General features: G+C 67.2%; 10 protein-coding genes. 2 read left to right on the forward strand and 8 right to left on the reverse strand.

From position 1 onward, the window contains the following. Positions 1-11: 11 nt before the first annotated feature. A complete protein-coding gene (glpK, locus tag Q7514_RS08025; protein WP_330132737.1) occupies positions 12-1,526 on the reverse strand; it encodes a glycerol kinase GlpK in 1,515 nt (504 codons plus the stop codon). A 102-nt stretch (positions 1,527-1,628) separates the two neighbouring features. Here glpK and glpD point away from each other — a divergent pair, with 102 nt between their 5' ends. After that, complete coding sequence (gene glpD, locus Q7514_RS08030; RefSeq protein WP_330132738.1) at positions 1,629-3,359, forward strand: glycerol-3-phosphate dehydrogenase; 1,731 nt, start codon at positions 1,629-1,631, stop codon at positions 3,357-3,359. A 54-nt stretch (positions 3,360-3,413) separates the two neighbouring features. On the opposite strand, the gene Q7514_RS08035 is transcribed toward glpD, so the two are convergent. After that, positions 3,414-3,950 (reverse strand): hypothetical protein, encoded by a 537-nt coding sequence (locus Q7514_RS08035; RefSeq protein ID WP_330132739.1) that lies wholly within the window; start codon positions 3,948-3,950, stop codon positions 3,414-3,416. Positions 3,951-3,999: 49 nt separating this feature from the next. Next, positions 4,000-4,977 (reverse strand): oxygenase MpaB family protein, encoded by a 978-nt coding sequence (locus tag Q7514_RS08040; RefSeq protein ID WP_330132740.1) that lies wholly within the window; start codon positions 4,975-4,977, stop codon positions 4,000-4,002. 53 nt (positions 4,978-5,030) lie between these two features. Between Q7514_RS08040 and Q7514_RS08045 the strand changes: the two genes are divergently transcribed. Then, positions 5,031-5,642 (forward strand): TetR/AcrR family transcriptional regulator, encoded by a 612-nt coding sequence (locus Q7514_RS08045; protein ID WP_408016056.1) that lies wholly within the window; start codon positions 5,031-5,033, stop codon positions 5,640-5,642. On the opposite strand, the gene Q7514_RS08050 is transcribed toward Q7514_RS08045, so the two are convergent. From Q7514_RS08050 to Q7514_RS08070, 5 genes are all read right to left on the reverse strand, one after another. Continuing rightward, positions 5,627-6,439 (reverse strand): DNA-formamidopyrimidine glycosylase family protein, encoded by an 813-nt coding sequence (locus Q7514_RS08050; RefSeq protein WP_330132741.1) that lies wholly within the window; start codon positions 6,437-6,439, stop codon positions 5,627-5,629. The two genes, Q7514_RS08045 and Q7514_RS08050, sit on opposite strands and share 16 nt — an antisense overlap. Position 6,440: 1 nt before the next feature. Further along, positions 6,441-11,006: an ATP-dependent helicase gene (locus Q7514_RS08055; RefSeq protein WP_330132742.1), complete on the reverse strand. Its 4,566-nt coding sequence runs from the start codon at positions 11,004-11,006 to the stop codon at positions 6,441-6,443. A gap of 48 nt (positions 11,007-11,054) precedes the next feature. After that, the gene (locus Q7514_RS08060; protein WP_330133077.1) at positions 11,055-11,609 is read right to left on the reverse strand and encodes a hypothetical protein; all 555 of its coding nucleotides are present in this window, start codon (positions 11,607-11,609) and stop codon (positions 11,055-11,057) included. 89 nt (positions 11,610-11,698) lie between these two features. Then, positions 11,699-13,072: an FAD-binding oxidoreductase gene (locus tag Q7514_RS08065; protein ID WP_330132743.1), complete on the reverse strand. Its 1,374-nt coding sequence runs from the start codon at positions 13,070-13,072 to the stop codon at positions 11,699-11,701. Further along, on the reverse strand, positions 13,069-14,613 hold the full coding sequence (locus tag Q7514_RS08070) for an AMP-binding protein (protein ID WP_330132744.1): 1,545 nt from the start codon (positions 14,611-14,613) through the stop codon (positions 13,069-13,071). The genes Q7514_RS08065 and Q7514_RS08070 overlap by 4 nt, the downstream gene beginning before the upstream one ends. Positions 14,614-14,641: the final 28 nt, after the last annotated feature.

Below are 14,641 nucleotides of genomic sequence, written 5' to 3' on the forward strand. Positions count from 1 at the left end.
GCCGAGCCGGATCAGGCCCAGTCGTACGTGCGCTCGACCGCCTTGTTCCAGGCGGCGTAGAGACTCCCACGCTCGTCCGCAGCCATGGTGGGTTCCCAGGTCTTGTCGGCCGTCCAGTTCCGCCGGATATCGTCTTCGCTGCTCCAGTATCCGACGGCGAGTCCGGCGGCATAGGCCGCGCCGAGCGCGGTGGTCTCCGGCACGATCGGACGCACCACCGGAACCGCGAGCATGTCGGATTGGAACTGCATGAGCAACTCGTTCGCGACCATCCCGCCATCGACCTTGAGGATGCTCAGGTCCACCTGGGAGTCGGCCCGCATCGCTTCGAGTACCTCGCGGGTCTGGAAGGCTGTGGACTCGAGAGCGGCCCGCGCCAGGTGCCTCTTGTCGACGAACCGAGTGAGACCGGCGATCACACCGCGCGCGTCCGGCCGCCATCGTGGCGCGAAGAGACCCGAGAACGCCGGCACGATGTAGGCACCGCCGTTGTCGGGAACAGACGCCGCGAGCGTCTCGATCTCCGCAGCAGAGTCGATGATGCCGAGATTGTCACGTAGCCACTGCACCAGCGATCCTGTCACCGCGATCGACCCTTCCAGGGCGTAGACGGCGTCCGCATCGCCGATGCGGTAACACACGGTGGTGAGCAGTCCGTGCTTGCTGTGCACCGGCGTCGTCCCGGTGTTCAGGAGGAGGAAATTTCCGGTGCCGTAGGTGTTCTTCGCTTCCCCCGGCGACAGACATGCCTGGCCGAAGGTAGCGGCCTGCTGGTCGCCGAGGATGCCGGCCACGGGCACCCCCGCGAGCGGGCCACGCTCGCGTGCGTGTCCGTACACCTCGGACGAACTGCGAATCTCCGGCAGCACGGACATCGGAATGCCGAAGTCCTCACAGATCTGCGGATCCCACTGCAGGGTCTCGAGATCCATCAGCATCGTGCGCGAAGCGTTGGTCACGTCCGTGACGTGGACGCCCGGCGGATTGCCGTCCTGTCCACAGCCGCCGGTGAGGTGCCACAGGATCCAGGTGTCGACCGTGCCGAATGCGAGGCGGCCCGCCTCGGCCTTCTCCCGCGCCCCGTCGACATTGTCGAGGATCCACCGGACCTTCGGCCCGGAGAAGTAGGTGGACAGTGGCAGCCCCGTGGCGGCCCGATACCGGTCTGGCCCGTCGTCTCCCGCCAGTCGCTCCACCAGCCGATCGGTCCGGGTGTCCTGCCACACGATCGCGTTGTACACCGGCTTTCCGGTGGTGCGATCCCACACGATAGTGGTCTCACGTTGGTTGGTGATCCCGATCGCCGCGATGTCCTTCCTGCGCAGATCCGCCTTCGCGAGTGCCGCAGCACCCACTTCGCGAGTGTTGAGCCACAGTTCCTCGGGATCATGCTCGACCCAGCCCGCCTGCGGGAAGATCTGCCGGTGTTCCTTCTGCGCAACCGACACGACACGCCCGTCGTGGTCGAAGATGATGCATCGGCTGGACGTGGTGCCCTGGTCGATCGCGGCGATGTACTGATTCACGGGGATCCTCGAGGTGTCGAAACGGTGTTCACTGGCACAGCACTGTGCGGTCGAACCTACTAGCGTTGTGCAGGACATGTCGGCGACTGAGGGAGCGGTGCGGTGACCAACCAATCAGGTGTACAGATTCTCGGTCCGCAGCAGCGCGAGGAAGCATGGCGACGACTCGGCGACGAGCAGTTCGACGTCGTGGTGATCGGTGGTGGTGTTGTCGGGGCGGGGGCCGCACTCGACGCCGCGACCCGCGGCCTGCGCGTGGCACTCGTCGAGGCCCGGGACTTCGCGTCGGGCACGTCGAGCCGGTCGTCGAAGATGTTCCACGGGGGTCTGCGCTACCTCGAGCAACTGGAGTTCGGCCTGGTCCGGGAGGCACTGCGCGAACGCGAACTGTCGCTGTCGACACTCGCACCGCATCTGGTCAAGCCGCTGAAGTTCCTGTTCCCGCTCACCCATCGCGTATGGGAGCGGCCGTACATGGCAGCCGGCATCTTCCTCTACGACCGGATGGGCGGAGCGAAATCCGTTCCCGCGCAGAAACACCTGACGCGCTCGGGCGCGCTGAGAATGGCGCCGGGACTCAAGCGCAATTCCCTCGTCGGCGGGATCCGTTATTACGACACGGTCGTCGATGACGCCCGCCACACCATGACGGTCGCGCGGACGGCGGCCCAGTACGGCGCGGTCGTGCGAACTTCGACCCAGGTCGTCGGGTTCCTGCGCGAAGCCGACCGGGTGTCGGGTGTCCGGGTGCGTGACAGCGAGGACGGTTCCGTCACCGAAGTACGCGCCCACGTGGTCATCAACGCGACCGGCGTGTGGACCGACGAAATCCAGGCGCTGTCGCGCCAACGCGGCCGGTTCCGGGTGCGTGCGTCGAAGGGCGTGCACATCGTGGTCCCGCGCGACCGGATCGTGAGCGACTCGGCGATCATCCTGCGGACCGAGAAGTCGGTGTTGTTCGTCATCCCGTGGGGAAACCACTGGATCATCGGCACCACGGACACCGACTGGAACCTCGATCTTGCACATCCCGCCGCGACGAAGGCCGACATCGACTACATCCTCGACCACGTCAACAGCGTTCTCGTCGTCCCGATCACCCACGACGACATCGACGGGGTCTACGCAGGCCTGCGCCCGTTGCTGGCGGGCGAGAGCGACGAGACGTCGAAACTCTCGCGCGAACATGCGGTCGCGCGGGTCTCGCCCGGACTGGTGGCGATCGCCGGCGGCAAGTACACGACCTACCGTGTGATGGCCGAGGACGCGGTGGATCTGGCGGCGGAGGACATTCCGTCGCGCATCGCGCCGTCGATCACCGAGAAGGTGCCGCTCCTGGGCGCGGACGGGTACTTCGCCCTGGTCAATCAGACTATGCATCTCGCCGAGCAGCACGGACTCCACCCGTACCGGGTCAAGCACCTCCTCGACCGGTACGGCTCATTGATCGACGACGTCCTCGCGTGCGCGGACGGCCGTCCCGAACTGCTCGAGCCGATCACCGACGCTCCGCTGTACCTCCAGGTCGAGGCCGTCTACGCGGCTGCCGCCGAGGGTGCGCTGCATCTCGAGGACATCCTCGCCCGCCGTACCCGGATCTCGATCGAGTATCCGCATCGGGGCATGCACTGTGCGGAACAGGTGACGCATCTGGTGGCGCCGGTTCTCGGCTGGGACGAGGCGACGGTGGACCGGGAGGTGGAGACGTATCGGGCCAGGGTCGAGGCCGAGATCGATTCGCAGAGCCGGCTGGACGACGAATCCGCTGATGCGTTGCGCGTCGCGGCTCCGGAGGCGCGCGCGGAGATCCTCGAACCAGTGCCTGTGAAGTAAGTGCCGGCCTGTGAAGTAAGTGCCGGCCTGTGAGTGATCAGTGTCCGCGAACCCTCAGTGGGTGAGCAGCACCTTGACCACCACGACCGTCGCACCCACCAGGGTCAGCGCGGCTGCGGACATCAGCAGTCGAGTGCTGGGACGCTCACCGTTGAGCCGTCCGATCACGAACGCGATGCCGCCGATCCGCACGAGCACCGCCAGCTCCGCAAGCAACTGAGCGGTACGCGGCTCGATCCAGCCGAGCCATCCGATCGCGAGGACGACGCACGGGACGACCGCCGAGGTGAGGATGGGCACTGAGTCGCGTAACTCCGCCCGCCGCTCGGCAGTGGTGAGACGGCTTCCCTGCCGGACGCTGTGGCCCACCGATTCCGCGAAGGCGTGTGCCACGAACGTCGACAATGCGGTGCCGAGGACGATCGCGATTCCCACGTAGTTCGGTCCCGGGACGATCGGGATGAGCACCGCCAGCACCAGCACGTTGCCGTAGACATACGCGCTGATACGGCTTGCAGCATTGGTGCGGTCGAGTGGCGTGCTTCGGGAGAACAACGGCCCGTGGAGTAGTGCGTTGGCGTCGAGTCCCATACCGACCAGCGTGGCAGGTGCCGGCGAAAATCTCAGCGTTGTGAGAATCTCAGCGTTGTTCGGAAAGGTCCGGGCTGTAGTGCACAGGGGAGTCGCGTCGGTCGATCGGCGGCAGGTTCCGGGCGGGGGTGTGCACGAGCGGAGTATTCGCCGTGATGCGGCCGGATACGCGATCCCAACCGGCGCGGGCCCGCGGGTGGTAGCGGTACCGCCAAGGGACCAAACGGTTCCCGAGCCCGATGGCACGGCCGATCAGTCGGTGGAGCTTCTCCTCGCGGGGGCTCCAGCTGTATTCGAGGAGGTCGCGCACGGCCTGGTCGTACAGACCCACAGTGAGCCAGATGAACCCGCGTGTGGCCGGTGGGCGCACGATCTTCCATATCGGTTCGGGGAACCAGCGCATGAACGGCGGCCGGTCGAGGTTCGACAGGTCGAGAACGTCGCGGGTGGCCTTGTTGTCTTCGAGGACGTTGCGGCACATGTCGTCCCAGTACTCGGTGAACGCCTCCCACGATCCGGGGACGGACTTCATCGACATACCGTAGAGGCGGTACCACTGGACGTGTTCGTCGAACAGCCGGTGCTTCTGCTCGAGGGTGAGCGGTCCCTCGAACCATTCGACGGAGATCACGAGACTGTAGAAGAACGTGGCGTGCGCCCAGTAGTAGGTGCCGGGGTCGAGCGCGTGGTACTTGCGGCCCAACTTGTCGACGCCCTTGATCGTGTTGTGGTAGCCGCGGACCTGCCTGGCCGTCTCAGGGGCGCGTTCGCCGTCGAAGACGACCCCGTAGATCGGGTACAGCGACCGGTAGAGCCGTTCGAATCTCTCGTCGAAGAACTGCGAGTGATCCTCGACGCCGGCGCCGAGACCGGGGTGCATGTTCTGCATCGACCCGGCCCACGGGCCGAACAGCATCCCGCGCCATCCACCGAAGTACTTCCAGGTCAGTGAATCGGGCCCGAGAGGAAGGGGATCGCTCTCGGGTGTGGTGGACTCGGCGTCCTGCGAAGAGCTCTGACTACGCATGTTGTCAGAGTAGGATCCGGTTCACACGTAGTCAACGACAGGAATTGCACACGGTGGACACCACGCGCCGAAGCTGGGCGGGAATCGGCCTCGACGAACGTCGGCGTGTCCGCAGGGAACGTCTCCTCGACGCGGGGATCGCCCTCATCGGCGCCCCCGACGGATCCGTCGCGAATGTGCGCGCGGTGTGCCGGGCCGCCGAACTCACCGAACGCTACTTCTACGAGAGTTTCACCGACCGCGACGCATTCGTCCGGGAGGTGTACGGACTCGTGGGCGAACGCGCCCGCGACGCACTCGTTGCAGCAGTAACCTCTGCGGAGCACACCCGCCGGGCGGAAGCAGCGGTCCGGGCCTTCGTGGCCCTGATGGTCGACGAACCTGCGATGGGTCGCGTGCTTCTGCTCGCGCCGTTGCGTGAACCCGCGATCAGCGGGAGGGGCGTCGAACTTGCACCGGTGTTCGTCGCGCTCGTCAGCGCCCAACTCACGGAGATCGGCGACGACGCCGTCCGCACCATGGTGGCCGTGGGGCTCGTCGGTGCCTTGACCAGCCTGTTCATGGGATATCTCGACGGGGCGATCACCGTCCCACGCGAGACGTTCGTGCACCACTGTGTTGCGCTCCTCGAGCGGGCCGCGCACGACGCTCAGCGCGGCGGCTGACACCCGGGACAGCGGTAGACCACGCGTTCGGCACCTGCCGCGGCGCGGCTGTTCATGAGGCCGGATGGATCGGCCAGGGTTCCCGATTCGATGGGCAGTCCGCAGCGCAGACACGGTTGGCCGCGGCGTCCGTACACCCACAGCTGACGACCTCGGCGCAGATCCCCGGTCGTCACCCTGGGGGTCCTGTTCCGGTTGGTGTGCAACACTCGGTGCGCGAGTTCGGCCCACGCGGTCGGGTCACCGGCCAATCGTACCGGTGTCGCGGGATCGACTCCGCGCAGGAAACACAGTTCACTACGGTAGACATTGCCCACGCCGGCCATGATGCGCTGGTCGAGCAGCGCAAGCCCGATCGGACGGTCAGGCTCACGCGTGAGATTGCCGGCGGCAAGCAGCGGATCCCAGTCGGGCCCGAGCAGGTCCGGTCCGAGGTGCCCGACCGCGTCGGCTTCCTTCTCACGAGGGAGAACTTCGATGATGCCGAGGTCGAATCCCACCGCCTGCATCCGTTCGGTACCGAGTACCGCACGGGCCCGGAAACCCGGCTTGCGCCAGCGGCTTCCGCGCTCGTACACGTGCCACTGCCCGTCCATCATCAGATGCGAGTGAAAGGTGCATTGCGGCAGGCGAACCAGAATGTGCTTTCCGCGCGCGGCGACTTCCTCCACCGTCTCACCGGTGAGATCGGCCGTCGCGAGCCGCGGGACTCGGAAATCGCTCTCGGTCAGGATGTTTCCCGCCAGTACTGCGTGCAGCCGTGCGGCCGCCTGGAACACCGTGTCGCCCTCGGGCATGTCAGGACCTCAACCGATACCCGCGTGGTGTCGCGGAGAACCCGGCCTCGCCGAGCAGTTCCGCGAGGGTATGGCCGTGGATCGAAGCGCCGTCGATCTTCTCGACGACGATCTTGTCGACGCCGCCGTTCTTGACGGTGTGGGCGAGCGACGCGAACGCGGTGCGTAGTCGGCCGGGATCGTCGGTGAAGGTGAGCAGCGTCCGCCCACCGCGCTCGACGAACACTACGAGACTGCCGTCGACAAGCACCACGAGGCCGCCGGCTTTCCGTCCCGGCCGATGTTTCGACGTGTTCGCGGTCTCCGCCGCTGCTTTCGGCCAGGGGAGTGCGGCACCGTACGGGTTGGCGGGATCGCACGCGGCGAGCGTCACCGCCTCGGTGCGGGTGTGGCGGCCTTCGAGGGAATCGGAGAACGAGCGCAGCCCATCCACCACGTCGGGAGTCGAGAACTGCGCTCCTCCGAGCGAATCGACGAAATACCCCCGCCGGCAACGACCTGTTTCCTCGAATCGGCTGAGCACCCTGTACATGAGCGCGAAACCACCCGGAACGGATTCGCTCGTCACGGCACCTCGGGTCACCACGCCGTACCGCTCGAGGAACAGCTCGGCGGTGATGTGTGCACGCACCGTCGGATCGGTCTCACGCTCGGGCAGCACCGACCAGCGGCCGGCCACCGTCGGCGGCCCCGACCGTGACGGAACGACCGGACGTGCCCGGTACATGCGGGCGCGGGGAGCCCGCCGCGGCGTGCGGTGCGCCGGCGTCGCGCGCGACGTGTCGCCGATGAGGGCACGCAACGGTGCGAGGGTGTCGCCGACGATGTGCCCACTCCACACCAGATCCCACATCGCTGCAGCCAGAGCCGTGTCGGTGGCGTCCGGTACGAGTGCGTTCACCGCATCCCCGAGTTGCCGGAAGAAGTATGCGCCTCCACCTGAGAGGGCTTCGAGGATCGTCCGGTGGAGACCGGTCATCTCGATGTCCTCGGCGGGTGCGAGCGTGGCGGGAGCCAGGTCGGCGGGATGCAGCGCGATCCAGCCGTCCTTCCCCGAGATCGAGCCGGCACCGGACCAGACGATCTCGCCGTTCGACGTCAACTCGTCGAGCATGGCGGGTGAGTAGTCGCGCACTCGTGGCGCGAGGATCAGCGGTTCGAGTGCGCTCGCGGGGACGGGCACACCCGCGATCTGCTCGGCGACGGCCGCGACACCGTCGAGACCGTAGAGCGCGCTCGCACCCGGCCCCCGTCCGAGGTGATGCCAGTCGGGCAGGAACCGGCCGAGGGTTGCGGTGCTCACCGGCTCCACCTCGTGGCGAGCCGCGGCCAGGGAACGTCGACGCAGACGGCGCAGAACCTCGCTGTCGCACCACTCGGGTCCGGTGGCGCCGGGACGGAACTCACCCGAGGTGACGCGCTTCTCGTCGGCCAATTGCTGCAGAACGGATTCGACGACGGCCGTACCGAGACCGAGACGGGCCCCTACCGCCTCCGAAGTGAACGGTCCGTGTGTCCGGGCATGACGGGCGACGAGATCGCCGAGTGGATCTGCGACCGGTTCGACGAACGCCGTGGGCACCCCGATCGGCAAGGGCACACCGAGCGCATCACGCAGACGCGATGCGTCTTCGATTGCTGCCCACCATTTCTCGCCTGCGTACGATACCGGCAGCACGCGTCGCTGCACCGACAGGTCGGCGAGCCACGAACCCGGATCGTCGGTACTGCGCTCCCACAGTTCGGCGTCGGTCAGCGGCCCCAGCAGACGCAGCAGGTCCGCAACGCCCTCCGCGTCCCGAGCACGCCGCTCTGGCACCAAGCGCTGCAATTCGAGCTCGGCCTGATCGATCACGTCGGCGTCGAGCAGTTCGCGCAGCTCGACCCGGCCTAGCAACTCGGCGAGCAACGTCGAATCCAGCGAGAGCGCCGCCGCGCGCCGCTCGGCGAGCGGACTGTCGCCCTCGTAGAGGAATGCGCCGACGTAGTCGAACAGCAGCGAGGTCGCGAACGGCGACGCCGTGGGGGTCTCGACCTCGACGAGCCGGATCTGTCGCCGCGCCAGACGGCCGAGAAGCTCACGCAGCGCAGGGAGGTCGTAGACGTCCTGCAGGCATTCCCGCACTGTCTCGAGCAGGATCGGGAAACTCGGATACCGGCGGGCCACATCGAGCAGTTGCGCGGAACGCTGACGTTGCTGCCACAGCGGTGCCCGCTTGCCGGGGTTGCGCCGCGGCAGCAGCAAGGCGCGCGCCGAACATTCACGGAACCGGGACGCGAACAGGGACGAGCCACCCACCTGCTCGGTGACCAGATCCTCGATCTCGTCGTGGTCGAAGACGAAGATGTCGGCGCCCGGCGGGTCGTCCTCGGTGTCCGGCAGCCGGACGATGATGCCGTCGTCGGACGGCGACGGGTGCGCCTCGACACCGAACCGGTCGAGCAGGCGCGCCCCGACGGCGAGAGCCCACGGTGCGTGGACGCGCAGACCGAACGGGGAATGCAGGACGAGACGCCAGTCGCCGAGTTCGTCGCGGAAACGCTCGACGACGAGGGTGCGATCGGTGGGGAGGTGGCCGGTGGCTGTGCGTTGCTCGTCGAGGAGGCCGATCAGATTCGCGGTCGCGTATTCGTCGAGCCCCCCGGCGCGGCATCGCGAGTCGGCGTCGTCGGGTGCCGCGTGGCCGAGCTCGCGGATGAACGCACCGAGGGCCGCGCCGAGCTCGGCAGGGCGGCCTTGGTTGTCTCCGTGCCAGAACGGCAGCCGCCCGGCGCGGCCGAACGCGGGCGACACGAGCACCCGGTCGAACGTGATCTCCTCGATCCGCCAGCTGGTCGCGCCGAGCGCGAACACATCGCCGACCCGCGACTCGTAGACCATCTCCTCGTCGAGTTCCCCGACCCGGGTGTTCTTCTCACCCACCATGTACACGGTGAACAGACCACGGTCGGGGATGGTTCCGCCGGAGGTGACGGCGAGGCGTTGCGCTCCGGGCCGGCCCGCCAGCGTGCCCTCGGTGCGGTCCCACACCACGCGAGGACGCAGCTCGGCGAACTCGTCCGACGGATAGCGGCCCGAGAGCAGATCGAGCACCGATTCGAAGACGCCGCGTGACAGGGACGCGAACGACCCGCTCCGCCGGACGGTGTCGAACCAGTCGTCGACACCGATCGGTTCGAGCGCGGCTGCGGCCACCGTCTGCTGCGCGAGGACATCGAGAGGGTTCGCAGGGACCTGCAGGGCCTCGATGTGCCCGGCGACCATCCGCTCCACGGTGACGGCGCAGTGGATCAGGTCGGTGCGGTGCTTGGGGAACAGCACGCCGCGTGAGGTCTCACCGACCTGGTGCCCGGCCCGGCCCACCCGTTGCAACCCGCTCGCCACAGACGGTGGAGCCTCGACCTGGATGACGAGATCCACCGCCCCCATGTCGATACCGAGCTCGAGACTCGACGTCGCCACGACGCAGCGCAGGCGGCCCGATTTCAGGTCGTCTTCGATGAGAGCGCGCTGGTCTTTGCTCACCGAGCCATGATGGGCGCGGGCGAGAACGGGTTCGGCGCCGTAGGTCACCTCGGTCGACGCGCCCAGGAGCGCGGGCGGTGCGGGCTCGCGGTCGACGGTGCTGCCGGTGCGTTCGGTGTAGATCTCGTTGAGCCGGCCGGTCAACCGTTCGGACAGTCGCCGCGAATTCGCGAACACGATCGTCGAACGGTGGGCGGTGACGAGATCGACGATCTGTTCCTCGACGTGCGGCCAGATCGACCCTGCCTGGGGAGTGGGCGATTCAGAGTCCTCATTCGGATGGGACCCTCCGAGCTCGGTCATGTCCTCGACCGGAACCTGGACGGTGAGATCCCAGGTCTTCGCCGCGGGCGGGGCCACGATCCGGATGGGTGCTCCGCCGACGAGGAAGCGGCCCACCTCCTCGTGCGGGCGCACGGTTGCGGACAGCCCGATCCGCTGCGCGGGTTTCGGCAGCAGCAGATCGAGACGTTCGAGGGACAGCGCCAGATGCGCGCCGCGTTTGGTTCCGGCGACGGCGTGCACTTCGTCGACGATCACCGATTCGACGCCGGCGAGGCTCTCGCGCGTGGCCGAGGTGAGCATGAGGAACAGCGACTCGGGGGTAGTGATGAGGATGTCGGGGGGAGTGCGGGCGAGCTTGCGGCGGTCGGCCTGCGAGGTGTCGCCCGAGCGGACACCCACGGTGATCTCGGGTGGCGTCAGGCCGAGCCGCTTCGCGGTCTGAGTGATGCCGACGAGCGGCGACCTGAGGTTGCGTTCGACGTCGACCCCGAGCGCCTTCAGGGGCGAGATGTAGAGGACCCGGGTGCGGTGTTCGCGCGGGGCGTCGGATTCTTCGGGGTGTGCGGCGAGCCTGTCCAGTGACCACAGGAACGCAGACAGCGTCTTACCCGAACCGGTGGGCGCGACGACGAGAGTATGCGCACCCGACGAGATCGCATCCCACGCGCCCAGCTGGGCGGGTGTGGGTGCGTCGAAAGCGCCGTCGAACCACTCCCGGGTGGGAGCGGAGAAACGAGCGAGGACGTCGGTCACCATTCCATGGTGCACCCGACGTCCGACAGGTTCGCGAACTACGCGCGGCTTCTACTCCAGAGCGAACATGGCGAGCTGCGGGCAGTGCGCATCCGCCCAGTAATTCCTGCCGTTCTGCATCAACCGGCGGACGAGTTCGTGCGCCGCGGGCCGCCACGGGAGCGCATCGAACTGTTCGCGACTGGCCGGCGTCTCACTCCAGCCGATCGACACCTGGTCGCCGCTACGGTGGACACTCAGCGCCGGGGAGCTCTCGGTGATCCGGTCGATATCGGCGCCGCACGACTGCTCGAGGACGCGTGTGTCGACAGTCACGAAGCCGCCCACCTGCCTGTCCTCGCGGACGCTGGTGTCGACGTACAAGCACGCAATTTCCTGGTCACCGGCATGGACACTGATCATGCGATGGCCCTCGTCCGATGCACCGACGGAGGGAAGACATACGACAGACCAGTACTCGCGCTCGCTGATGCGTGCATTGTCGATCGTCGAGCGGACGTAGTCGCGCAACCAGGCGGTGACGAAGTCGAACTCGGGGTAGAGCTCGAGCTCCCGATACCGGGTATCGCGTAGCGGAAGATCGGTACCGGACTCTGGCGTACGCATGTTCACGCCCCGATTATGGCGTGTTCTCTGCCACGGCGGCACCGAGGTGCGGATAGGGCTGGTCGCGGGGTCGGTCGGTTGGCTTTTCGTCACAGGACAGCCCCTGGGTTGAGGATCGAACGGGGATCGAGAGCGTTCTTGATCAGGCGGGTCAACGCCATGACGTCGGGTCCCACCTGAGCGGGAAGCCAGGGTTTCTTGAGCCTGCCCACACCATGCTCCCCGGTGATGGTGCCACCGAGGTCGATCGCGAGGTCCATGATCTGACCGAAGGCAACGTGTGCTCGCTCCGTCATCTTCTCGTCCGCGGGGTCGTAGACGATCAGCGGGTGGGTGTTTCCGTCTCCCGCATGCGCGATCACCGCGACCGTCACCGCGTTGAGGTCGGCGATCTCCGCTACGCCCGCGACGAGTGCGGGGAGCATCGGCAACGGCACTCCGACATCCTCGAGGAGGAGGCTTCCGAGGCGTTCGACCGCAGGAATGGCCATCCGCCGCGCCGCTGTGAACGCCTCGCCTTCGTCGGGGTCGGCCGTGTCGAACACGTCGTGGGCCCCGGCATCCCGGCATGCGCGGACCATCACCTCGATCTCGTGTGCCGCGGCCGGGCCCGGGGCGTCGGACCGTGCGATCAGCATGGCCTCCGCACCGCGGTCCAGGTCCATCCGCAGCGCATCCTCGACCGCGTTGATCGTGGTGCGGTCCATGAACTCGAGCATTGCGGGACGGAGGGTCGCGGTGATCGCGATGACGGCCGCTGCAGCGGCCTCCACCGACCCGAACGTCGCGACCATGGTCGACGCCGGCGGTTGCGGCGGGATCAGGCGAAGCGTTACCTCGGTGATGACTCCGAGGGTCCCCTCGCTACCCACGAACAGTTTCGTGAGCGACAGGCCCGCGACGTCCTTGAGCCGGGGGCCGCCGAGTCGTACCGCGGTGCCGTCGGCGAGGACCACCTCGAGACCGAGCACATAGTCGGACGTCACCCCGTACTTGACGCAGCAGAGCCCGCCCGCATTGGTCGCGGCGTTGCCGCCGATGGAGCAGATCTCGAACGACGACGGGTCGGGCGGGTACCACAGGCCGTGGTCGGCGGCGGCAGCCTTGACCTCGGCATTGAGCAGACCCGGCCCCGCGACGGCGGTGCGTGTGGCCGGGTCGATCGTGATATCGCGCATCTTCTCGGTGCTGAGCACGATTCCGCCGGCCAGACCGCCCGAGCCGCCGGACAGGCTCGTTCCGGCACCGCGGGGCACCACGGGGACACGGTTCTCGTGCGCCCATCGCAGTGCGGTCTGTACGTCCGCGGTGGAGGTCGCACGGACGACCGCGAGTGGCACGGCCGCATCCGGGTCGAACGCGCGATCGTGTCGGTAGCCGGCGAGGATGTCGGGATCGGTGACGAGAACCCCGGCCGGGAGTTGCCTGGCCAGGGTGCTCGGATCCGCGCTGGACGACGTCACGATACCGCCGGAGCGTACCGGGCTCGCAGTTTGTGCTTGACGAGCTTGCCGGTGGGGGTGCGGGGCAGGTCATCGGAGAAGTCGATGCTGCGCGGAGCCTTGAACTTCGACACCTTGGACCGCACGTACTCGAGCAGTTCCTGCTCGACCTCGGGCCCGGGCTCGACACCCTCGGCGAGTTGCACGACGGCCTTGACCTCCTCGCCCAACTCGAAGTTCGGCACACCGATGACCGCGACGTCGAACACCTTCGGGTGCAGAGTGAGGACGTTCTCGGACTCCTGCGGGTAGATGTTCACGCCACCCGAGATGATCATGAACGCCGCGCGATCGGTGAGATACAGGAACCGGTCCTCGTCCAGATACCCGATGTCGCCGCTCGTCGTCCACGTGGGGTGGTCGGGATGTGTTGCCTTCTCGGTCTTCTCCGGATCGTTGTGGTACTCGAACGGACGCTCGTCGCGCTCCCACCACACTGTGCCGATCGACCCGGTGGGCAGCTCCATACCGTCCTCCCCGCAGATTCGGACGTGTCCCATCACGCCGTCGTGTCCGACCGAACCCGGACGAGCAAGGGCCTGCTCGGAGTTGATGAAGGTTGCGCCGGAGCCTTCGGTGGAGGCGTAGTACTCGTTGATCACGGGACCCCACCACTCGATCATCGCCCGCTTGATCTCGGGCGGGCACGGAGCCGCCGCGTGGATCGCGACCTTCATAGTCGACACGTCGTACTTCGTGCGGCTTTCCTCCGGAAGCTCGAGCATGCGGACGAACATCGTCGGAACCCACTGGCTGGCGGTGACCTCGTACCGATCGATCAGCGCGAGTGCCTCTTCGGCATCGAACCGGTCCATGAGGATCACGGTCCCGCCCACCGACTGGATGGTGCCGCAGAACCGCAGTGGCGCAGCGTGGTACAGCGGGGCAGGGCACAGGTACACCGTGTCGGAGTCGAAACCGTACATCGGGGCGAACACCGCCGTGTAGGGGTCGGGGATGTCCTGGACCTGCCCGTCGGGCAGCTTCGGCTTGATGCCCTTGGGGCGGCCGGTGGTGCCGGACGAGTACAGCATGTCCTGGCCGCGCGGCTGATCCTCGAGAGGTGTGGTGTCGAAGCGCTCGACGGCCTGTGCGTAGTCTTCGAACCCGCTCAGCTCGCCCCCGTACACGAGGCGGTGTTCCACGTTGGGGTACGCGTCGGCGGACATGTCCACCGCGCCGGCGGCATGTGCGGAGACGATCAGGGCCTTCGCGCCGCAGTCGTCGACCACGTAGGCGGCCTCGTGCGCGGTGAGGTGCCAGTTGACGACGGTGATGTACAGGCCCGAGCGCAGTGCTGCCCAGTACACCTCCATCACGCGCAGATCGTTGTCGGAGATGAGCGCGATGTGGTCACCAGGTTTCAGTCCGAGTTCCCGGAGGTACTTCGCGAGCCGGATCGAATTCTCGTCGAGTTGCCGGTAGGTGAGTGACTCGCCGGTGGCAGGGCGCACGATGGCGGGCTTGTCCGGTGTGGTGGCGACGAAGTTACCTGGGTACATGCACCATGGTCTACCACAGGTTGTGGCG

Source organism: Rhodococcus artemisiae (assembly GCF_036327795.1).
GTDB lineage: Bacteria > Actinomycetota > Actinomycetes > Mycobacteriales > Mycobacteriaceae > Rhodococcus > Rhodococcus artemisiae.